Origin of the sequence: Chromobacterium sp. ATCC 53434 (assembly GCF_002848345.1) — a bacterium.
In the GTDB taxonomy this organism is placed as follows: Bacteria; Pseudomonadota; Gammaproteobacteria; order Burkholderiales; family Chromobacteriaceae; genus Chromobacterium.
This window is the reverse complement of the sequence record NZ_CP025429.1, coordinates 1,912,021-1,933,343: the sequence shown is the minus strand read 5'-3', so window position 1 is coordinate 1,933,343 and position 21,323 is coordinate 1,912,021. Positions and strand designations below refer to the sequence as shown.

The following is a 21,323-nucleotide window of genomic DNA, read 5'->3' as shown; positions in this document are numbered from 1 at the left end:
AAAGCCGGACAAAGGCGAAGGGGCTAGAGTGTACCCGCCCCCGCGCCTTCTTGCATTATTGCGGCAGCAGCGTCAGCCGGGTGACCAGGTCCTTGAAGCGGTGGTAGGTGCCGTCGTCTATCGCCCGGCCGCTGCGGACATTGTCGACGTAGAACACGCCGCTGAGCTTGTGGCCGCCGAACAGGGTCATCAACGCGAATTCGCCGTCGCCGACATGCTGGAAGAAAACGTCGTCGTAGCGCCTGGCCAACTGCTGGCGTACCGCCGCCGGCGCGTGGAAGCTCTGCGGCTTGCTGGCGAAAACGCCGAAGAAGCTGCCCGGCTCCAGTTCCAGCTGCAATTTGCGCAGCGGGCTGTCGGTCGCCACGCCGACTTGATAGCGCAGCTTCAGCGCGTGCTGCTCGTGCTCGTAGTGGTAGTACAGCACCCGCTCGAACTTCAGATCGTTGGCCAGGAAGCGTATCGATTCGCGTATCGCGTTCTCCAGCTGGCCGCCGTCCGCCAGCGCCGCCGCCTTCTTCATCTCGGCCTTCGGCGCGTCGTTGGGCAACATCAGCAAGGCGCGCGCCGGAAAGGTGTAGCCTATCTCGTGCGGCCGCCGCGCCACGCTGAGCACCGAATGCACCACCGCCATATAGGCCTGTTCCGGATGGCCGTTGATCATCTTGGCGGCGGCGTCGACGCCGACCAGCCAGGTGCTGCGCTCGACGCCGTGCTCCAGCGAATTGGCGGTGGCGATGGCCAGCTTCAGCAACTGGCGCCGCTTGTTCGGCTTGCCCGGACCGATCAGACCGTTGAAGCCGGCCGGCAACGGCATGTGCTTGACGAAGGCTTCCAGTATCTTGGCGTAGTCGGTGTCGAAGGCCTCCGACATCTCTTGCAGCAGCGGCTTGTCCGGCAGGCGGTTGCGCTGGATCATGTAGAGGCAGCCCGGCAGGTTGTACAGCAGGGCGGCGACGAAACAGTCCTCGACCTTCAGATCGCCCATGATGGACAGCCATTCCTTGACCAGCAGCGCCGCCACCCGGCTGCGGCCCATCCAGTCGGCTACCGCCTCGTAGACCTCGGGATCCAGTTTTCCCGGCGTCGGCTCCATGCCCTCGACCCGGTTGAAACGGCTGACCACCGCCTCCAACCCCATCAGCATCAGCGTCTGCTCGACCGACGGAATGCTCTCGTTGCGCTGCAGCGCGCGCGAATTACCGACGACCCGCAACAGGTCCAGCAACAGGAAGGGATCGGACAGGCAGAGATTGGACAGGTCCGAGAAATTGACCAGATCGCTGTGCCGGGCGCAGGCGTCGCGCAGTTCGGCCAGCGTGTCCGGCAGTATCGGCCAGCGCTTTTCCGCGATGGCCTTGGTCCAGTTATTCAGATCCATGTGGGTAACGCCAGATCAATAGTTCTTTTTGCAAGGGGCCGCCCAAGGGCAACCGTTCATCGGGTTCGACATCGGGCACGACGAAGGTGTTGCTGATCAGCAAGCTGCCCGGCGCGCCTTCGGCGATGAATTTGCGCCACACCCGCGGCATCGGCTCCGGCGACAGGAACACGTAGATCGCATCATACGCCCCCCAGTCCTCTCCCCAAAAGCTGCGACAGCCTATCGCCAGCCCCGGCGGCCTGCCGGCCCCCAGCCAGCGCAGCCACGCCAGCAGCCAGCTGCCCGGCGCGTTCTCCAGCGCCGACAGGCTGAGATCGGGCCGCAGCCGGTACAGCTGCAACGCCAGGCGGCCATCGCCGCAGCCGGCCTCCAGCACGCGCCAGCCGTCCCCCAGCCTCGCGCCCAGCCGTTCCGCCACCTTCCGCGCCGAACGATACAGCGGCACCCGTTCGACCAGGGCGTTCCGCCCCAGCGCCAGCGTCGCCAGCAGCGCCAGCAGATAACACCACGGCGGAATGCCCGCCTGTCCAAGCAAGACCGCCGCCGGCACGAACAGACCGTGCGCCGCCCGCTGCCAGCCCGGCAGCCGCGACAGCGTGGCGAGCAGCGCCGCCAGCACCCCTTGCAGCACCGCCCACGCGGCCAGATCCTGTCCGGGCGCGATGAACACCCAGGCGCCGACGCAGGCCAGCAATTGCAGCAGCGGGTGGCGCAAACGGCCCATCGTTACGGAGAGCCGGCCGCCGGCGCTTCGCCGTTGCTGGCCGGCCCACCTATCACTTCCTGGTTCATCTGCGGCTTGAAGCCGTCGTTCAGGATCGACGATTCGGTATCCTTGTTCAGCACCAGGATCGTGATGCGGCGGTTTTCCGGGCTGAAGACGTCGCTCTTGATCAGCGGATTGGCCGAGGACAGGCCGACCACGCGCAGTATCTTGCTTTCGCTGAGGCCGCCGGCGACCAGTTCGCGCCGCGCGGTGTTGGCGCGATCGGCCGACAATTCCCAGTTGCTGTAGCCGCCCTGCCCGCCGGCGAACGGCTTGGCGTCGGTATGGCCGGAAATGCTGACCTTGTTCGCCATCTGGTTCAGGTCCGGCGCCAGTTGCTGCAGAAGCACCCGGGTATGCGGCAGCATCCGCGAGCTGCCGGAGTCGAACATCGGCCGGTTCTGCTCGTCGACGATCTGGATCTTCAGCCCTTCCGGCGTCATTTCCAGCTTCAGCTGATTCTTGTACTCCTTCAAGAGCTCGCTATGCTCGATGTTCTGCTGGATCTTCTGCTGCAGCTGGTTCAGCTTGGCCTGTTCCTGCTGCTTCTGCATCACCTCTTCCTTCTTGGAACCGGCCTTGTTGACCTGGCCGGCCTGCTTGGTCAGGTCGTTGCCGCCGCCCTTGACCACCGAGGTGGCGTCGCCGGCGCCGGCGCCGCCGGACAAGGCCACCTTCAGCGGCGTCTTGAAGTATTCGGCGATGCCGTTCAGCGTGCCCTGCGAGGCCGAGCCCAGCAGCCACATCAGCAGAAAGAAGGCCATCATCGCCGTCACGAAGTCGGCGTAGGCGATCTTCCAGGCGCCGCCGTGATGGCCGTGCCCGCCCTTCTTGATCTTTTTGACTATGATTGGCCGTTGCGATTCGTCTGCCATATTGGTGCCGCTCCCGCTTATTTCTTCTGCTTGACGTGATCTTCCAATTCCTTGAAGGACGGCCGATCAGTCGAAGTCAGGGCCTTGCGGCCGAACTCCACCGCCACCTGCGGCGCGTAGCCGTTCAGGCTGGCCAGCAGCGTGACCTTGATGGTCTGGTAGACGCGGGTGCCGTCGCCCAGCTTGTGTTCCAGGATGGTCGCCAGCGGCCCGACGAAGCCGTAGGCCAGCAAAATACCGAGGAAGGTGCCCACCAGCGCGTGGGCGATCAGCATGCCCAGCTCGGCCGGCGGCGCGCCCACCGACGCCATCGTGTGCACCACGCCCATCACCGCGGCGACGATACCGAAGGCCGGCATGCCGTCCGCCAGCCCCTTGACCGCGTTGACCGGCACCTCGCCCTCGTGGTGGTGGGTGTCGATCTCCACATCCATCAGATTCTCGATCTCGAAGGCGTTCAGATTGCCGCCGACCATCAGCCGCAGATAGTCGCAGACGAACTCGACGATGTGGTGGTCGTGCAGCACGGTCGGATACTTGGAGAAGACCGGGCTGGCCTCGGGATTCTCGACATCGGCCTCGATCGACATCAGGCCCTCCTTGCGCACCTTGGTCAGTATCTCGAACAGCAAGGAGAACAGGTCCATATAGAAGGCCTTGCTGTAGGGACTGCCCTTGAACACGGTGGGCATGGCCTTCATGGTGGCCTTCAGCGGCGCGCCGCCGTTGGCGACGACAAAGGCGCCGAGAGCGGCGCCTACGATCATCACCACCTCCAGCGGCTGCATCAGCGCGGCCAACTCCCCCCCTGCCGCGACAAAGCCCCCAAGCACCGATGCGAGGATAAGGATGTACCCGATTGCGACGAACATGCGTCAAGTCCTGTTGTGTGCGTTACCCGTGCCGGCGTCTGTATTACCGCCAGCCTGTTTGCAATTCATTATAGAAATAATAGAAAAAGCGGGTGGAATTGTACCAACCCGCTTCATCCGCTGCAAAACCGGGACGGGAACAAAATTACCGTTCCCACACCAGCATAGTCGTCGTCACACCAGGCCGCGCTCCTTCAGCGTCCGTTCGAACTCCTCCAGGCAACGCGCCGCCACCGTCAGCATTTCGTCGACCTCCGCCCGCGTCATCACCAGCGGCGGCGCCGACACGATATGGTCGCCGCAGGCGCGCATGATCAGATTGTTGCGGAAGAAGATGTCGCGGCACAGCGTGCCGGCATCGCCGAAATCGGCGAACAGCTCGCGCGTCGCCTTGCTCTTCACCAGGGTGAAGGCCTGGATCATGCCGACGCCGCGCACGTCGTCGACATGCTCGAAGCGGCTGAAAGTCTCGCGCCAGCGCTGCTGCATGTACGGGCCGATGTCGTCCTTGACGCGCTGGACGATGCCCTCGTCGCGCAGCGCCACCACATTGGCGTGCGCGACCGCGGCGCAGACCGGATGGCCGGAGTAGGTGAAGCCGTGGTTGAAGTCGCCGCCGGCGGCCAGGCCTTCGGCGACGCGCTTGCCGACGAAGACCGCGCCTATCGGCAGATAGCCGGACGACAGGCCCTTGGCGGCAGTGAACAGGTCCGGCTGGAAGCCGAAATGCTGATGGCCGAACCATTCGCCGGTGCGACCGAAGCCGCAGATCACCTCATCTGCGACGATCAGCACATCATGCTTGCGGCAGATGCGCTCGATCTCCGGCCAGTAGGTGGCCGGCGGGATGATGACGCCGCCCGCGCCCTGTATCGGCTCGGCGACGAAGGCGGCCACCTTGTCGGCGCCGATCTCCAAAATCCGCTCTTCCAGCCAGCGCGCGGCCACCACGCCGAACTCTTCCGGCGTCATGTCCTTGCCGTGCTTGTACCACCACGGCTGCTCGATGTGGGCCATGCCGGGAATCGGCAGGTCGCCCTGCTCGTGCATGTATTTCATGCCGCCGAGGCTGGCGCCGCCTATCGTCGAGCCGTGATAGCCGTTCCAGCGGCCGATCAGCGTCTTCTTCTGCGGCTTGCCCTGCACATCCCAGTAGCGGCGCACCATCCTTATCATCGTGTCCACCGACTCGGAGCCGGAGTTGGTGTAGAACACGTGGTCGAAGCCGGCGGGCGTCACCTCGGCCAGCAGGCTGGACAACTCGACCACCGCCGGATGGGTGGTCTTGAAAAAGGTGTTGTAGAACGGCAGCTCGTCCATCTGGCGGCGCGCCGCCTCGGCGAAGTCCTTGCGGCCGTAGCCGACATTGACACACCACAGGCCGGCCATGCCGTCTATGATCTTGTTCCCCTCGGAATCCCACAGATAGACGCCGTCCCCGTGCGTCATCACTCGGGCGCCCTGCTGGTTCAGCGATGCGGTATCGGTGAACGGATGCAGGTGGTGGGCGGCGTCCAGTTCACGCCATTGGCTGGTGGTACGTTGTTTCTGCATAACAATCCTTCCAGTTTTCTCCGACGGGACGGACACCGGTCCGCCCCTGCTGCGCCTGCGGCGTCGTTCTGTTTTCGTTGTCCTGTCTGTTCGGTGATTCTAAGCGCGAGACCATGATGATCGCATCAAACGTGCAACAGCAGGAACTTGCGCTCCCACGGGCTGATCACGCGGAAATACTCGGCGAACTCCTTTTCCTTCATCGCCACGTACATGCTGACGAATCGCGGCCCCAGCACCTCGGCGATCTCGTGGCAGCCGGCCAGCCGCTGCAGCGATTCCTCCGAACTGTTCGGGAACTGATACGGCAGCTCGTAGGCGTCGGTCTGCCTCGGCTCGGACGGCTGGAGCTTGTTGACCATGCCCAGGTAGCCGCAGGCCAGCGTAGCGGCGATCGCGATATAGGGATTGACGTCGACGCCGGGCACCCGGTTCTCGATGCGGCGCGCCGCCGGCGACGAATGCGGCACGCGCAGTCCGACTGTGCGGTTGTCGTAACCCCATTCGACATTGGTCGGCGCCGCGGTGTAGCGAGACAAACGACGGAATGAGTTCACGTAGGGGGCGAACAGCGGCATGGTCTGCGGAATGTATTTCTGCATGCCGGCGATGAACTGGAAGAAGATGTCGGACGGGCTGCCGTCCTCGTTGGTGAACACGTTGCGGCCGGTATTCTTGTCGACCAGGCTCTGATGGATGTGCATCGCGCTGCCCGGCTCGTTCTCCATCGGCTTGGCCATGAAGGTGGCGTACATATTGTGGCGGAACGCGGCCTCGCGCACGGTGCGCTTGAACAGGAAGACCTGGTCGGCCAGCTCCAGCGGATTGCCGTGCAGGAAGTTGATCTCCATCTGCGCGGTGCCGATCTCGTGGATCAGCGTGTCCACTTCCAGGTTCTGCGCGTGGCAGTAGTCGTAGATGTCCTCGAACAGCGGATCGAATTCGTTGACCGCGTCTATCGAATACGAGCGGCGGCCGAACTCCGCCCTGCCGGTGCGCCCTATCGGCGCCGCCAGCGGAATGTCCGGGTCCGGGTTCGGCGACAGCAGGTAGAACTCCATCTCCGGCGCCAGCACCGGCTCCAGCCCCATCTCGTCGAACAGGCCCAGCACGCGCTTCAGCACATTGCGCGGCGCCACGTCCACCGGGCTGCCGTCGGCGCGGCAGCAGTCGTAGATCAGCTGCGCCGTCGGATCGACCGCCCACGGCACATAGCGCAGCGTGTTCGGGTCCGGCTCCAGCACCATGTCCGGATCGGTCAGATCGAGCAGGCTGTCGTCCGGATAGTCGCCGGTAACGGTCTGGATCAGCACCGCTTCCGGCAGCCGCATTTCCGGATCGGACACGAACTTGTCCTTCGGCACGATCTTGCCGCGCGCCACGCCGGTCATGTCCGGCACGATACATTCGACCTCGGTGATTCGGTGCTCTCGCAGCCATTCGTTGATCTGGTGATTCATAACGCTTCCTCTGTTGACTCCCCGGCCGCTGGCTGCGGCTCTGGATCGGGAGGTGTGTAGAGCCTGTCCACGACAAACTGGACGGCGCCGCCGGCCTTTCGGCCGCGCCGCGGCGAGCGGAAAATCGCGAACGGGCTCTCTATTGAGTCATCGCAATGCGCGCCGGGTTCACCGACCGGCGCGCCAACACCACCGAATCTAGCCCACGCGCTCCGCGTGGCGAGCGCGGCAGGCGTCGCCGAAAGCCTGGAAGATCGCCTGGGACACCGGATTGTCCCAATAGCACCATTCCGGGTGCCACTGCACGGCGAAGGCGAAGCGCTTGGCGTCGCGGACGCGGTAGGCCTCGACCAGGCCGTCCTCGGCGTAGGCCTCGGCGTCCAAGCCCGGCGCCAGCCGCTTGATGCCCTGCTGGTGCAGCGAATTGACCATGTCGCCGTCGCGGCCCGACCACCGCGCCAGCATGCCGCCGTCGACGAAGTCGACTCGGTGCGCCGGCGCGTACATCGCGCCGATATCGTCGCCCTCGATCTCGCGGTGGTCGCGCAGGCCCGGCTGCTCCTGCACATGCTGATGCAGCTCGCCGCCCAGCGCGACGTTGATCTCCTGGAAGCCGCGGCAGATGCCCAGCAGCGGCACGCCGGCCTCCAGCACCATGCGGATCAGCGGCAGCGTGGTGGCGTCGCGGCGCGGATCGTGCAGCGTGCCCTGGCGGCTGGACCCGCCGCCGTAATGGTAGGGCTCGACATTGGACGGCGAGCCCGGCAGCAGCAGGCCGTCCAGCGTCGCCAGCGTAGCGCGCAGGATGTCGGCGTCGCCCATCGCCGGGATCAGCAGCGGCAGGCCGCCGGCGCCGCCGGCCGCCGCCGCGATGTATTTGTCGCCCACCGCGTGGAACGGCAGCAGGCCCAACATTTTCATGTCACACGGAATGCCGATGATTGCTTGCGACATAGAATGCAAAGCTCCTCTTTCAGCTGGCGGCCTTGATGGCCTCGATCGGATCGACGTAGGGGTGGCCCAGATCCTGCGCGACGGCACGGTAGGTGACGCGGCCGCGACAGATGTTCAGGCCGTTGCGCAGATGGGCGTTGTCCAGCAGCGCCTGGCGCCAGCCCTTGTTGGCCAGCTCCAGCGTATACGGCAGCGTGGCGTTGGTCAGCGCCTGGGTGGACGTGCGCGCGACGCCGCCCGGCATATTGGCCACGCAGTAGTGGACGATGCCGTCGACGGTGTAGATCGGATCCTGATGGGTGGTGGCGCGGCTGGTCTCGAAACAGCCGCCCTGGTCTATCGCCACGTCGACCAGCACCGCGCCCGGCTTCATCGTCTTCAGCATCGCCCGCGTCACCAGCTTCGGCGCCGCGGCGCCGGGGATCAGCACCGCGCCTATCACCAGATCGGCGTCGCGTATGCTGTCGTCGATATTGGAACTATTGGACATCAGCGTCTTGATGCGGCCGCCGAACACCATGTCGATTTCCTTCAGCCGGGACAGCGACTTGTCCAGAATCGTGACGTCGGCGCCGGCGCCCATCGCCATCCGCGCGGCGTTCAGCCCGACGACGCCGCCACCGATGACCACCACCTTGGCCGGCGCCACGCCGGGCACGCCGCCCAGCAGCACGCCGCGGCCGCCCTGCGCCTTCTCCAGCGCGTGGGCGCCGGCCTGTATCGCCATTCGGCCGGCCACCTCGGACATCGGTGCCAGCAGCGGCAGGCCGCCGCGCTCGTCGGTGACGGTCTCGTAGGCGATGGCGATCGCGTCGGACTCGGCCAGCAGCTTAGCCTGCTCCGGGTCCGGCGCCAGGTGCAGATAGGTGAACAGCACCTGGCCCGGCCGCAGCAGCCGGCATTCGACCGGCTGCGGCTCCTTGACCTTGACTATCATGTCGGCGCGCTCGAACACCTCCTCGGCATTCGACGCGATGGACGCGCCCGCCTGGATGTACTGCTCGTCGGTAAAACCAATGGCCAGTCCTGCGTGGGTCTGCACCAGCACCTTGTGTCCGTTCGCCACCAGCTCGCGGACGCCGGACGGGGTCAGACCCACCCGGTACTCATGGTTTTTGATTTCCTTCGGAACGCCGATCAGCATAGTCGTCTCCAAACTGGTTCTGTCCATGGGCAGGCAAACAACAGCCGTTTAAGAAAATTCACATTACGCTTGCCCGTTTAAGCTGATTCTGACTATAAACCCTCATCCATGCAAAGATATTCGATTTTGCGACGCAGCAAGCACGTCGCCGCCGGCACGAGGTACAATCGCTCATTTGTCTAAAATTATTAACATATAGATGGAGCAGCAACAATGGACGTCGGCGCACGGTTGAGAATGGTCAGGACACGCTTCGGCCTGTCGCAGCGGGAACTCGCCAAGCGGGCCGGCGTCACCAACGGCACCATCTCGCTGATCGAGCAGAACCGGGTCAGCCCGTCGGTCAGCTCGCTGAAGAAGGTGCTGGAAGGCCTGCCGATCACGCTGGCGGAGTTCTTCACCTTCGACGCCGAGCCGGGGCAGCCGCGTGTGTTTTACCAGGCAGACGAGCTGCCCAACCTCGGCAACGAGGACATCAGGCTGATGCTGGTCGGCACCGCCCACGACAAGCGCGACATCGCCATCCTGCGCGAGCACTACCAGCCGGGCGCCGACACCGGGCCCGACATGCTGGTGCACGACGGCCAGGAAGGCGGCGTCATCATACGCGGCAGCATAGAAGTGACGGTGGGCAACGACAGCCGGGTGCTGGGCCCCGGCGACGCCTACTACTTCGACAGCAAGCTGCCTCACCGCTTCCGCAATGTCGGCGACGACATCTGCGAGGTGGTCAGCGCCAGCTCGCCGCCCACTTTCTGACAGGGGGAAACACCTTGAAGCTGGCTTACACCATCATTTACGTGCCGGATGTGCCGGCATCGCTGCGCTTCTTCGAGGCCGCCTTCGGCCTCAAGCGCAAATTCCTGCACGAATCCGACGCCTACGGCGAACTGGACACCGGCGAGACCACGCTGTCCTTCGCCCAGCACGAACTGGCCGCCGGCAACCTGCCCGACGGCCACGTCCGTGCCAGCGAGTCCGCCAGGCCGCTGGGCATGGAGATCGGCCTCGTCACCAACGACGTGGCCGCGGCGCACGCGAAAGCGCTGGCGCACGGCGCCGTCGAGTTGTCGGCGCCGAAGCAAAAACCCTGGGGACAGACCGTGTCCTACGTTCGCGCGCCGGACGGCGCGCTGATCGAACTTTGCAGTCCCATAGCCGTTTGAAAGCTTGATTCCGCCAAACAACACCATATGACGAGGAGAGCAGCATGTCCCGCAGTCACGCCGAATGGAAGCAATTTGCCGCAGAACTGAAAATTGAAGGCCGCGCCTTCATCGACGGCGCCTATCGCGCCGCCGCCGACGGCCGACGTTTCGATTGCGTCAATCCGGCCAACGGCGCCAAGCTGGCCGACATCGCCCACTGCGGCGAGGCCGAAGTGGAAACGGCGGTCAAGGCGGCTCGGCGCGCCTTCGACTCCGGCGCCTGGTCCGGCCTGGCGCCCCGCCAGCGCGCCGACATCCTGAAGCGCTTCGCCGCGCTGATCCGCGAACACGGCGACGAGCTGGCGCTGCTGGAAACGCTGGACGCCGGCAAGCCCATAGGCGACACCACCGCCGTCGACGTGCCGGCCTCCGCCTATTGCGTGGACTGGTACGCTGAGGCGATAGACAAGGTCGGCGGCGAAGTGGTGCCGGTCGATCCCAAACTGGTCGGCCTGGTCACCCGCGAGCCGGTCGGCGTCGTCGCCGCCGTGGTGCCGTGGAACTTCCCGATACTGATGGCCAGCTGGAAATTCGGCCCGGCGCTGGCCGCCGGCAACGCCGTCATCGTCAAGCCGTCCGAGAAATCGCCGCTGACCGCGATCCGCGTCGCCGCGCTGGCCAAAGAGGCCGGCATTCCCGACGGCATCTTCCAGGTGCTGCCTGGCGCCGGCGACGTCGGCCGCCTGCTGGCGCTGCATATGGACGTCGACTGCGTCGCCTTCACCGGCTCCACCACCGTCGGCAAACTGATCGCCGGCTACGCCGCCCAGTCGAACCTGAAACGCGCGTGGCTGGAGTTGGGCGGCAAATCGCCCAACATCATTCTGCCGGACTGCCCGGATCTGGCCCGCGCGGCGCGCTCCGCCGCCAGCGGCATCTTCTACAATATGGGCGAGGTCTGCACCGCCGGCTCCCGCGTGCTGGTGCACAAGGACATCAAGGAACGCTTCATCGAGGAGTTCAAGAAGGCCGCCTCCGGCTTCTTCCCCGGCGACCCGCTCGATCCGGCCACCGGCATGGGCGCCATCGTCGACGAGATCCAGTACCGCAAGGTGCTGAACTACATCGACAAGGGCCTGAGCGAGGGCGCCACGCTGCTGATGGGCGGCAAGGCCGCGCATACCGACAAGGGCCTGTTCATCGAACCGACCGCCTTCGACTGCCCGAGCGACGACCTGACCATCTGCCGCGAGGAGATTTTCGGACCGGTGCTGTCGGTGATCACCTTCAGCGAGCTGGACGACGCCATCCGCATCGCCAACGACACCGCCTATGGCCTGGCGGCCGCGGTGTGGACCTCCAATGTCAGCACCGCCCACCAGGTGTCGCGCCGCCTGCGCGCCGGCACCGTGTGGGTCAACTGCTATGACGAGGGCGGCGACATGAACTTCCCCTTCGGCGGCTACAAGCAGTCCGGCAACGGCCGCGACAAGTCGCTGCACGCGCTGGACAAGTACAGCGAACTGAAGAGCACGCTGATCAAGCTGTGATCGTCCGCGCCGGCCAGGCCCGTCCCGGCCGGCGCCTTCCCATCTCGGACGACAGCCCGCCCCCTTTCGCCCACCGGCCATCCGGCCGCCATCGGCCTTTTCCCCAGGCCGCCGCGTCCCGGCCAAATCCGTCGCAAAACGGCGCGCGCGGGCGCAACGAACGCCACTTCCATCCGCAACCGGGGTAGCAGCCGCCGACAGCGCGGCTATTATTGAAATCAAAGACTTCCGGGTGGCGCGTCAGCATGCAGCAAATCTACAGACTTACTGTTGTCGGTTTCTTATGGCTAACATCCTTTGCCCATGCAGCAGAAAACAATCCCGCCTGCCCTTCCGGTCCGCTGAAAGTGGGGTTTTACGAATACGGCCTGGCCTACCACGACGGCCATGGCTATGACGTGGACCTGATACGGGAGCTGGCGCGCCGCCTGCATTGCGCCGTCGCCAGCGAAAGCGTGTTTCCATGGATTCGAACACTCAAACTGCTGCAAATCGGCGAAATCGACATCGCCACCTCCGCCACCCCGACGCCGGACCGCCTCCAGTACGCCTGGATCTACCCCTACAAACACAGCAAGAGCATGGTGCTGCTGCGCACCGAAGTCCAGGCCCGCACGCTGGCCTCGCTGCCGAACGACCCCAAGCTCAGATGGGGCGTGATTCGCGGCTGGAAATTCAGTCCGATGCAGGAGCAGTTGCTGGCGGAACTGGGCAAAAGAAACAAGATCGTGTCGGCCATCGACGAGCATGACCTGTACAAGATGCTGTCCGAAGGCGTGATTACCGGCGCGCTGGCCCATCCGACCAGCTATGACGAATGGCTCAGGAGTCCGGCCATCCGCAACCAGGTGGTCGTGCTCGACCTGTTTCCCGATGTCGAGGCGACGGCCGGCGGCGTGGCGCTGAGCAAGAAGCGTTTCCCGGAAGCGGCGGCCGAACTGTGGCATGCGGAACTGAGGAAAATGTCCCGCGACGGCAGCTTGCATGACATTTTCCGCCGCTCGCTGAGCGAGGAAACCACCGACTATCTGCTGCGCCTCCCGGTTCCCTGACGATGGCGGAATCGCCCGACCCCAGGTCCGCGGCGACGATGGGGCGGCTGGAGGGACAGGGAAGCATCGCGCGGGCAAGCCGGCAAAATGCCTTAATGGAGGTGATACACGAAATGCGGCGAAACATCCGGCTCTTGTTTGCCCTGCTGCTCTCCTCGGCCTGCCAGGCCGCAACCAGTCCAGCCTGCCCGCAGGGGGCGCTCAAGATCGGCTTCTACAAGATGGGAGCCGCCTATCGCGACAACCGTGGCTATGACGTCGATCTGGTCCACGAACTGGCGCAACGACTGCGCTGCCCGATCGCCAACGAAACCCAGCTGCCGCGCTTGCGGGCGCTGAAAATGCTGGAAACCGGCCAACTGGATATCGGCACCTCGACCATTCCGACATCCGAACGGCTGGCCTACGCCTGGATTTACCCCTACAACCATAGCAAGAACATGGTATTGCTACACCCCAGCGTCAAGGCGCGCACGCTGGTGGAGCTGGATCGCGACCCGACGCTGCGCTGGGGCGCCATCCGCGGCTACCACCACGGACCGGAACAGGACAGGCTGCTGGCCGATCTCGCGGCGCGGCGCCAATTGGTGACGGCCGACGACGAGGACGATTTGTACAAGATGCTGGCCAATGGCATCGTCACCGCCGCCTTCGCCCAGCCGTTCAGCTATGGCCGCTGGCTGCGCGATCCGCTGCTGGCCCGGCAGATCGTCATCCTGGACCTGTATCCGCAGACCGACATGATCGCCAGCGGCCTGGCGCTGAGCAAGGCGCGCTTCAGCCAGCAGGCGGCCGAACGCTGGCATCGAGAACTGGTAAAGATGTACAAGGACGGCACCCTGTACAGCATTCTGCGCCGCCACTTGAGCGACGGCGCCGTCAAACAGATGCTGCAGCTGCCGATAGAATGACGCCGGCCCGACCGGCATCGCGGGAGAATCCGATGAGATGGCTGGCAGCCTGCGCCTTGCTGTTGTTCCTGCCCGCGGCCCGGGCGGCGCCCAACCCCTGCCCCGTCACGCCGCTGGTGATCGCCTATTACGACTTCGGCGTCGCCTACCACCAGGGCAAGGGCTACGACCCCGACATCATCCACGAGCTCGCCCGGCGGCTGGGCTGCCCGATACAGAGCGAGGCGGACTACCCGCGGCCGCGGGTGCTGAAGCTGCTGGAAATCGGCCAGGCCGACATCGGCGCGTCCACCACCATCACGCCAGAGCGCCAGCGCTATCTGTGGCTGCTGCCCTACCACCACAGCAAGAATATGGTGCTGCTCCACCGCGGCGTGCAGGCGAACACGCTGCAGGAATTGCTGAAGCTGCCGGAGCTGCGCTGGGGCGTGATCCGCGGCTACCGCCACAGCCCCGCCGAAGACAAGTTGCTGGACGAGCTGACCCAGCAGCGGAAGATCGTCGTCGCCTCCAACGAGGACGATCTGTACCACATGGTATGCAATGGCGTGGTCACCGCGGTCTTCGGCCACCCGATCAGCTTCGATCCCTGGCTGCAAAGCCATCAGGCCGGCCAGCAAGTCACGGTGCGGGACTTCTTCCCGGACAGCGAGATCATCGCCGGCGGCATCGCGCTGAGCAAGGTCCGCTTCAGCCAGGAGAGCGCGGCGCTGTGGAACGCCGAGCTGCAGCGCATGTACCGCGACGGCAGCCTGCGGGCGATCATGCGCCGCTACCTGGGCGAGGCCAGCGTCGAACAGTCCTTGAAGCAGCCGCTCGATTAAACGACAAAGGCCCGGCGATGCCGGGCCTTTTTGCCGTCTGGGCGCCGGATTACAGCGCCAGCTTGGCGATGGCTTCCTTGGCCAGATGGATGGACGTCGCGCGCTTGTCCGGGCCCATGCCGATGGCCTCGGCGCGGATGATCTCCACATCGGTCACGCCGAGGAAGCGCAGCACCGTCACCAGGAAGTCCTCCTGGAAATCCAGCAGGCTGCCCTGCTCGCCGCTGTGCACGCCGCCGCGACCGGACACCAGCACCACCTTCTTGTTCGGCACCAGGCCCACCGGACCATTCTCGGTGTACTTGAAGGTGCGCCCGGCGGCGGCCACCCGGTCTATCCAGCTCTTCAGCTGGGTCGGGATGGTGAAGTTGTACATCGGCGCGCCGATCACCAGCACGTCGGCGGCGATGAACTCCTCTATCAGCTGCTCGCTCAGCGCGGACTCGCTGCGCTGCGTCGCGGTCCAGTCCGATTCCGGCGAGAAGCGGGCGCCGACGATCTCGCCGGACAGATGGGCGATCGGGTTGGCTGCCAGATCGCGGTAGATGGTTTCCACATTGGCGTGGCGCTGGCGCAGCGTGTTGGCGACGACGGCGGACAGTTCTCGGGTGACGGAGTTGTCGGCCAGGATGCTGGAGTCGAGATGCAGCAGTTTCATGTCAGTTCTTTCCGTTGTTGGACTGTGATGGAGCAATGATAGGCACGCGCAACAATCCGGACTAGACTGCTAGAATTGGAAACATTGTTCCACTAATGAGACAATCATGCAGGACCTCAACGATCTGCTGTACTTCGCCAAGGTCGTCGAACACGGCGGCTTCATGGCGGCCGGCCGGGTGCTCGGCATTCCGAAGTCGCGGCTGTCCCGACGCGTGGCCGAGCTCGAGGCCCGCCTGGGCGTGCGCCTGCTGCAGCGGACCACGCGCCGGCTGGCGCTGACCGAAATCGGCGGCCAGTATTACCGGCACTGCCAGGCGATGCTGGCCGAGGCCGACGCCGCCGACGAGGCCATTTTGCAAAGCAGCGCCGAACCGCGCGGACTGATACGGGTCAGCTGCCCGGAGTTGCTGTCCAAGACCATGCTCAGCGCCCTGTTGCCGCGCTTCCTGTCCCGCCACCCCCAGGTGCGCGTCGCGCTGGACTCCACCAACCGCCGGGTGGACCTGATCGAGGAAGGCGTCGACGTCGCGATCCGGGTCCGCAACGTGATAGAGGACAGCGCCAGCCTGGTGGTGCGCTGGCTGGGCAAAAGCCGGGTGATCCTGGTGGCCAACCCGGCCTTTCTCGACAGCCACGGCGAACCGCGGACCCCGGAGAGGCTGGCCGCGCTGCCGGCCCTGACGATGAGCCGGCCCGACGGCCGCGGCCAATGGCTGCTGCTGGACAATGTCGGTCAGAGCTACACCATTCACCTGGACGCCCCGCGCCTGATGACCGACGACATGATCGTGCTGCTGGAGGCGGCGATCGCCGGCGCCGGCGTCACCGCCCTGCCCGCCAATGTCTGCCACCAGGCGCTGGCCGACGGCCGCCTGCGCCGCATCCTGCCCGAGTACGACTTCCCCTGGGGCATACTGCACGCCGCCTTTCCGACCCGGCGCGGCCTGTCGCCGGCGGTGCGCGCCTTCATAGACTTCGTCGCGGAAGAGTTGATCAGCGAGGAAATGGCCGGCGACTGGCAGCGCGCCGACATTCGCCCGGCATGACATTTGCTTTGCCCTGTGCTTTCCGCCACTGAAACAAAAGACATGTTCACCCTGCGCCCGCTGACCGAGACCGATTCAATCGAACAACTGACGGCCCTGCTGCATCGCGCCTACGCCGGACTCGCGGCGATGGGCCTGCGCTACACCGCAGTCGACCAGAGCGCGGCCGTCACCCGCCGCCGCATAGCCGACGGACTCTGTCTGCTGGCCTGGCGCGAAGACGCGCTGGTCGGCACCATCACGGTGCACCATCCGAAGCCGGCCTCGTCCTGCCCGCAATTCCGCCAGCCGGACGGCGCGGTGCTGATGCAATTCGGCGTCGATCCCGTCTGGCGAGGCTACGGCCTGGGCTCTCAGCTGATGGACGCCGCCGAGGACTGGGCCCGCCGCCAGGGCTACCGCCGCATCCGCCTCGACACCGCCGAGCCGGCCGCCCATCTGGTGGCGCGCTACGCCAAACGCGGCTAACGCGTCGAGGCGCCGCTGCAATGGCCGGACAAGGCCTACGCCAGCGTGGTGATGGTCAAGGAACTGCAGGCGGCCTCCGCGGCTCGAACCCCCACGCGTGCCGGGGCCAGTTGATGGCTGCGCGCCACAGATCGCCGACAGACCGTTCGCATTTATTGCATCGCAGCAAATAACGAGTACAGTGACGGCCATGGCCTGTCGTCGGCCGGCGGCCCGTTCACGGTCGCCCTTCGGCGGCGTTCGTTTTCCGAAGGTCGTCTACAGGCTGCGCGCGTCTTTTCCTACCGTTCAAGAACAAGGGGTTGCAATGTGGTCGACTGCTGCAGTTCAAGGCGGGAAGCTCCCGTTCCCTCAACCGTTGTTTGATTACTGGCTGGATGCCTGCCAGCGCGGCATCCTGTACTGGGACACGCTGTACCGCCGCGGCGCCACCTATCTGGAGCACTGCGAGAGCGGCAAGCCGCCGGTGCTGGTCTTCGAATACCGGATCATCGTCGACGGCCGCGAGCTGCCCGACCCGGCCAACTACGCGCTGGCCGCCATCAAGCCCCCGGCCGGCAGCCCGGCCACCGACCCGGCCAAGCGCCCCTTCGTCGTCATCGATCCGCGCGCCGGCCACGGCCCGGGCATAGGCGGCTTCAAGATGGACAGCGAGATAGGCGTCGCGCTGCAGCAGGGTCATCCCTGCTATTTCGTGATGTTCTTCCCGCAACCAGTCCCCGGCCAGACCATAGAAAGCGTGACCAAGGCCGAGGGACACTTCCTGAAACGCGTCAACGAACTGCATCCGGACAGCGACGGCAAGCCCTTCGTCATCGGCAACTGCCAGGGCGGCTGGGCGCTGGCGATGCTGGCGGCGGTGGCGCCGGACCTGGTCGGCCCGATACTGCTGGCCGGATCGCCGCTATCGTACTGGGCCGGCGTGCGCGGCAAGAACCCGATGCGCTATGCCGGGGGCCTGAACGGCGGCACCTGGGCCGCCTCGCTGGCCGGCGACCTCGGCAACGGCCATTTCGACGGCGCCCATCTGGTCGAGAATTTCGAAAAGCTGGACCCGGCCAACACGCTGTGGAAGAAGTCGTACAACCTCTACGCCAAGGTGGACACCGAGCCGCAGCGCTACCTGGATTTCGAGCGCTGGTGGGGCGGCCACTACCTGCTGAACAAGGCTGAGATGGAGTGGATCACCCAGAAGCTCTTCGTCGGCAACGAGCTGGTCCACGGCAGGATAGCCAGCCACGACGGCAAGGTGCGGGTGGACATGCGCAACATCCGCTCCCCCATCGTGGTGTTCGCCTCCTGGGGCGACAACATCACGCCGCCGCAGCAGGCGCTGAACTGGATCGCCGACCTGTACGACAGCGTCGACGACATCCGCGACAACGAACAGACCATCGTCTACTGCCTGCACAACAAGGTCGGCCACCTCGGCATCTTCGTGTCCGCCGGCGTCGCCAACAAGGAGCACAGCGAATTCGCCAGCGCGCTGGACCTGATAGACGTGCTGGCGCCGGGGCTGTACGAGGCCGTCATCGATGACATCGCCCCGGACGCGCCGGGCCTGGAATACATCGAGGGGCGCTACATCATCCGCTTCGAGGCGCGCGACGTGCCGGATATCCTGGCGCTGGACGACGGCCGCGACGACGAGCGCGCCTTCGAGGTCGTCAAGCGGGTGTCCGAGATCAACCAGGGCGTATACGACCGCTACCTGTCTCCGGCGGTGCGCGCGCTCAGCAACGAGACCAGCGCCCGCCTGCTGCGCGAATGGCATCCGGCCCGGCTGGAGCGGACGCTGATCTCGCCGAAAAACCCGTGGCTGTGGTGGCTGCCGGATCTGGCCGCCAAGGTGCGCGAGCAACGCCGGCCGATAACCGAAGACAATCCGCTGTGGCGCTGGCAGCAGCAGCTGTCCGACTTCGTCGTTCAATCGCTGGACCACTACCGCGATCTGCGCGACGCCGCCCAGGAACAGCTGTTCCACGCCATCTACGAATCGCCTCAACTGGCGACCCTGGTCGGCGTCACGCCCGCCAGCGAACCGCGCAGCCGGGCCCTGGCCTGGGAAAGCCGCGAACTGGCGCGGCTGAAGCGCGAGGCGCTGGATCCGGGCTTTGAACAAGGCACGCTGGCCGACGGCTTCGTGCGGCTGCTGCTCTATGTCAGCAACGGCGGCGGCGTCGTAGACGAGCGGCCGTTCAACGCGATCCGCCGCGTGATGCGCGACGTGCGACACGAGTATCCGCTGACGCTGATGCAGCTGAAGGACATCGTGCGGCGCCAGGTGGCGCTGGTGCGGCTGGACGCGCCGCGCGCGCTGCGCGGCCTCGCCCTGCTGCTGCCCGATCCGCGCCGCCGCCATCAGGCCTGGCTGCTGGCCCGCGACTTGCTGGCGCTGCGCGGCGCCATCGCGCCCATCCACCAGGCGCGGCTGGACGAAGTCGCCTCGGCGCTGGCGCTGCAGACGCCGGCAGCCGCGCCGCCGACAAGCCAGGAGACGGCACCTCCGACGGCCTCCCCGGGCAAGGCGCCGGCCAAGACCGTCAAGCCGGCGAGCCGGCGCAAGGCCGCGGCCAAACCCGCCAAAGCGCAAGCGACATCGGGCGGAAGCGCGGCCAAGGCCGTCAAACCGGCGAGTTCGGCCAAGACGACAGCTGCCAAGCCCGCCGTCTCCGGCAAGGCGCCGGCGGCATCCGACGGCGCCGCGGTCAAGGCGGCCAAACCGGCGACTGGAGCCGTCAAGCCTACGGTCGGGCGCAAGAGCGCCGCCAAGACCGCCGGCGACGCCCAGCCCAAAGCGGCGGCGGCCAAGCCGGCGGCGCCCCGCAAGGGGCCGGCCAAGGTCAATGGCCGCACGCCCGACGGCGCGGCCCAGTCCGTCGCCGGCGAGCCGGACAAGCACTGAAGCCGCTGGGCCGGGGCGACCCGGCCCAGCCCTGCCCGGCATTGACGACTTAAATAGCAAAAGCTAATATGGCCGGCTAACTGCGGGAGAGAGGGGCGCAGCCCCCGCCGAAGACGCAAGCTCCCATAATCGCTCAGGCAAGCCGTACCGCAGTGTTTCATTGAATCAAGCCGATTGGAGAGAGGCTGCCCCGAGCAGCCCACCGAAGGGGCAAGTGGCCGCCGGCCATGCAACTCTCAGGTAAAAGGACAAGGGGAGAGGCTGTTCCGTAGCCCGGAATCCACCCAGGAGTCTGCCTTGTCCCGCGCACCCGCCCCGCGGCGCGCCGGGCTTTTGCCCGCGCCCGGCCCGCAGCCGATTTTCCGCCCCGCCAAGCCGGCGGCGCCCGCAACCGCCATCCGCAAGGACGCCCCGTCATGCTGACCCTGATCTACCTGATCGCCATCACCGCGGAAGCGATGACCGGCGCGCTGGCGGCCGGCCGCCGCCACATGGACATCTTCGGCGTCACCGTCATCGCCTTCCTGACCGCGCTGGGCGGCGGCACCGTGCGCGACATCGTGCTGGGCCGCTACCCGATAGGCTGGACCCAGCACCCGGAATACGTGCTGTTGGTGGTGGCCAGCGGCATCGCCGCCGTGCTGATCTCGCGCTATATGCGCCACCTGAACCGGTTGTTCCTGATCCTGGACGCGTTCGGCCTGGTGGCGTTCACCATCATAGGCTGCGACGTCGCCCTCGGCATGCATTACCACCCGGTCATCGTGGTGATGGCCGGCATGATCACCGGCATCGCCGGCGGCATTCTGCGCGACGTGCTGTGCAACCGCGTCCCCATCGTGTTCCGGCGCGAACTGTACGCCAGCGTGTCGCTGCTGGTGGCCGGGCTGTATCTCGGTCTGAACTGGCTGGGCGCGCAGCACGAATGGAACGTCGTCGCCAGCTTCGCCTTCGGCCTGGCGCTGCGAATGACCGCGCTGTGGCGCGAATGGCGGCTGCCGGTGTTCGCCTACCGCCACGACAACCACTGAACCGGTCTTGCCGCCGGTCCGGCGCCGATGCCATGATGGCCGGATGACGCCCTTTCTTCGCGCACTGGGGCGCGGCGCGGCCATCGCCGCCGCCCTGCCCGCCTGCTATCTGCTGGCCGCCCTGATCCTGGGCCTGCTGCCGGCCAACCGCGACGCGCGCCCCGCCGCCGCCGGCGTGCCGGTGTATCTGGACAGCAACGGCGTGCACACCAGCCTGGTCCTGCCGGCGCAAACCGCCGCCGCCGACTGGAAAGCGCAGTTCCCGCCCGAGCGGCTCCGGCGGTCCGACCGCTTCGGCGGCGCGCCCTATGTCGCCATAGGCTGGGGCAGCCGCGCCTTCTACCTGGAAACGCGGAACTGGTCCGACCTGACCCCGGGCAAGACGCTCGCCGCGCTGGCCTATGATCGTTCCGTGCTGCACGTGGAATACCTGTGGCAAGCACCGGCAAACGCCGGCCTGCTGCTGCTGGCGCCGGACCAATACGCGCGCCTCGCCGATTTCGTCCGCCGCAGCGCGGCGACCGATGCCGCCGGCCTCCCCCGCTGGCTGCCCGGCCGCCATTACGACGACAACGACGCCTTCTACCAGGCCATGGGCCGCTACACGCCTATCCAAACCTGCAACCAGTGGGTCCGCGACGCGCTGGACGCGGCCGGCGCGCGCACGGCGCTGTGGGCGCCGTTCAGCCAGCCGCTGTTCTGGCATATCGGCCACTGAG

At 66.0% G+C, this 21,323-nt stretch carries 20 protein-coding genes and 2 riboswitches; of the genes, 11 read left to right on the top strand and 9 right to left on the bottom strand.

Translation table 11 applies throughout. From position 1 onward, the window contains the following. Positions 1-55: 55 nt before the first annotated feature. The 8 genes from CXB49_RS08690 to ald all read right to left on the bottom strand — a co-directional run bounded on the left by CXB49_RS08690 (position 56) and on the right by ald (position 9,009). Positions 56-1,381 carry an HDOD domain-containing protein gene (locus CXB49_RS08690; protein WP_101708029.1) on the bottom strand — a complete coding sequence of 442 codons (1,326 nt, stop codon included), beginning with the start codon at positions 1,379-1,381 and terminating at the stop codon, positions 56-58. Then, positions 1,368-2,108, bottom strand: coding sequence for a class I SAM-dependent methyltransferase (locus CXB49_RS08685; RefSeq protein ID WP_101708028.1), 741 nt, complete (start codon positions 2,106-2,108; stop codon positions 1,368-1,370). Before CXB49_RS08685 ends, CXB49_RS08690 begins: the two co-directional genes overlap by 14 nt. 2 nt (positions 2,109-2,110) lie before the next feature. Further along, on the bottom strand, positions 2,111-3,025 hold the full coding sequence (gene motB, locus CXB49_RS08680) for a flagellar motor protein MotB (RefSeq protein ID WP_101708027.1): 915 nt from the start codon (positions 3,023-3,025) through the stop codon (positions 2,111-2,113). Positions 3,026-3,042: 17 nt separating this feature from the next. After that, positions 3,043-3,897 carry a flagellar motor stator protein MotA gene (motA, locus tag CXB49_RS08675; protein ID WP_101708026.1) on the bottom strand — a complete coding sequence of 285 codons (855 nt, stop codon included), beginning with the start codon at positions 3,895-3,897 and terminating at the stop codon, positions 3,043-3,045. Between the two features lie 174 nt (positions 3,898-4,071). Beyond that, the gene (locus tag CXB49_RS08670) at positions 4,072-5,451 is read right to left on the bottom strand and encodes an aspartate aminotransferase family protein (RefSeq protein ID WP_101708025.1); all 1,380 of its coding nucleotides are present in this window, start codon (positions 5,449-5,451) and stop codon (positions 4,072-4,074) included. A gap of 125 nt (positions 5,452-5,576) precedes the next feature. Then, the gene (locus CXB49_RS08665) at positions 5,577-6,911 is read right to left on the bottom strand and encodes a glutamine synthetase family protein (protein WP_101708024.1); all 1,335 of its coding nucleotides are present in this window, start codon (positions 6,909-6,911) and stop codon (positions 5,577-5,579) included. A 198-nt stretch (positions 6,912-7,109) separates the two neighbouring features. Continuing rightward, on the bottom strand, positions 7,110-7,865 hold the full coding sequence (locus tag CXB49_RS08660; protein WP_101708023.1) for a gamma-glutamyl-gamma-aminobutyrate hydrolase family protein: 756 nt from the start codon (positions 7,863-7,865) through the stop codon (positions 7,110-7,112). 19 nt (positions 7,866-7,884) lie between these two features. Then, complete coding sequence (gene ald, locus CXB49_RS08655; RefSeq protein ID WP_101708022.1) at positions 7,885-9,009, bottom strand: alanine dehydrogenase; 1,125 nt, start codon at positions 9,007-9,009, stop codon at positions 7,885-7,887. A 213-nt stretch (positions 9,010-9,222) separates the two neighbouring features. Between ald and CXB49_RS08650 the strand changes: the two genes are divergently transcribed. The 6 genes from CXB49_RS08650 (at position 9,223) to CXB49_RS08625 (ending at position 14,494) form a co-directional block, all read left to right on the top strand. Next, positions 9,223-9,768: a cupin domain-containing protein gene (locus tag CXB49_RS08650; protein WP_101708021.1), complete on the top strand. Its 546-nt coding sequence runs from the start codon at positions 9,223-9,225 to the stop codon at positions 9,766-9,768. A gap of 14 nt (positions 9,769-9,782) precedes the next feature. Next, positions 9,783-10,175, top strand: a complete 393-nt coding sequence (locus CXB49_RS08645) for a VOC family protein (RefSeq protein WP_101708020.1) — start codon at positions 9,783-9,785, stop codon at positions 10,173-10,175. Positions 10,176-10,219: 44 nt separating this feature from the next. Next, positions 10,220-11,707 (top strand): aldehyde dehydrogenase, encoded by a 1,488-nt coding sequence (locus tag CXB49_RS08640; protein WP_101708019.1) that lies wholly within the window; start codon positions 10,220-10,222, stop codon positions 11,705-11,707. A gap of 347 nt (positions 11,708-12,054) precedes the next feature. Continuing rightward, positions 12,055-12,759, top strand: a complete 705-nt coding sequence (locus tag CXB49_RS08635) for an ABC transporter substrate-binding protein (protein WP_158300689.1) — start codon at positions 12,055-12,057, stop codon at positions 12,757-12,759. Between the two features lie 113 nt (positions 12,760-12,872). Continuing rightward, a complete protein-coding gene (locus tag CXB49_RS08630; protein WP_233493000.1) occupies positions 12,873-13,670 on the top strand; it encodes an ABC transporter substrate-binding protein in 798 nt (265 codons plus the stop codon). A gap of 32 nt (positions 13,671-13,702) precedes the next feature. After that, positions 13,703-14,494, top strand: coding sequence for an ABC transporter substrate-binding protein (locus CXB49_RS08625; RefSeq protein WP_101708016.1), 792 nt, complete (start codon positions 13,703-13,705; stop codon positions 14,492-14,494). Positions 14,495-14,543: 49 nt separating this feature from the next. Here the strand turns inward: CXB49_RS08625 and CXB49_RS08620 are convergent, their stop codons facing one another. After that, positions 14,544-15,152, bottom strand: coding sequence for an FMN-dependent NADH-azoreductase (locus tag CXB49_RS08620; RefSeq protein ID WP_101708015.1), 609 nt, complete (start codon positions 15,150-15,152; stop codon positions 14,544-14,546). Positions 15,153-15,258: 106 nt separating this feature from the next. Between CXB49_RS08620 and CXB49_RS08615 the strand changes: the two genes are divergently transcribed. The 5 genes from CXB49_RS08615 (at position 15,259) to CXB49_RS08595 (ending at position 21,322) form a co-directional block, all read left to right on the top strand. Beyond that, positions 15,259-16,200 (top strand): LysR substrate-binding domain-containing protein, encoded by a 942-nt coding sequence (locus tag CXB49_RS08615; RefSeq protein WP_101708014.1) that lies wholly within the window; start codon positions 15,259-15,261, stop codon positions 16,198-16,200. Positions 16,201-16,242: 42 nt separating this feature from the next. Continuing rightward, a complete protein-coding gene (locus tag CXB49_RS08610) occupies positions 16,243-16,668 on the top strand; it encodes a GNAT family N-acetyltransferase (RefSeq protein ID WP_101708013.1) in 426 nt (141 codons plus the stop codon). A gap of 358 nt (positions 16,669-17,026) precedes the next feature. Beyond that, a complete protein-coding gene (locus tag CXB49_RS08605; protein ID WP_233492997.1) occupies positions 17,027-19,573 on the top strand; it encodes a DUF3141 domain-containing protein in 2,547 nt (848 codons plus the stop codon). 73 nt (positions 19,574-19,646) lie between these two features. After that, a riboswitch (glycine riboswitch) is annotated at positions 19,647-19,733 on the top strand. Between the two features lie 4 nt (positions 19,734-19,737). Continuing rightward, positions 19,738-19,835, top strand: a riboswitch (glycine riboswitch). 154 nt (positions 19,836-19,989) lie between these two features. Beyond that, positions 19,990-20,604, top strand: coding sequence for a trimeric intracellular cation channel family protein (locus CXB49_RS08600; protein WP_101708012.1), 615 nt, complete (start codon positions 19,990-19,992; stop codon positions 20,602-20,604). 43 nt (positions 20,605-20,647) lie between these two features. Then, entirely contained in the window at positions 20,648-21,322 is a 675-nt protein-coding gene (locus CXB49_RS08595) for a TIGR02117 family protein (RefSeq protein ID WP_101708011.1), read from the top strand. The last annotated feature ends 1 nt before the right edge of the window (position 21,323 follow it).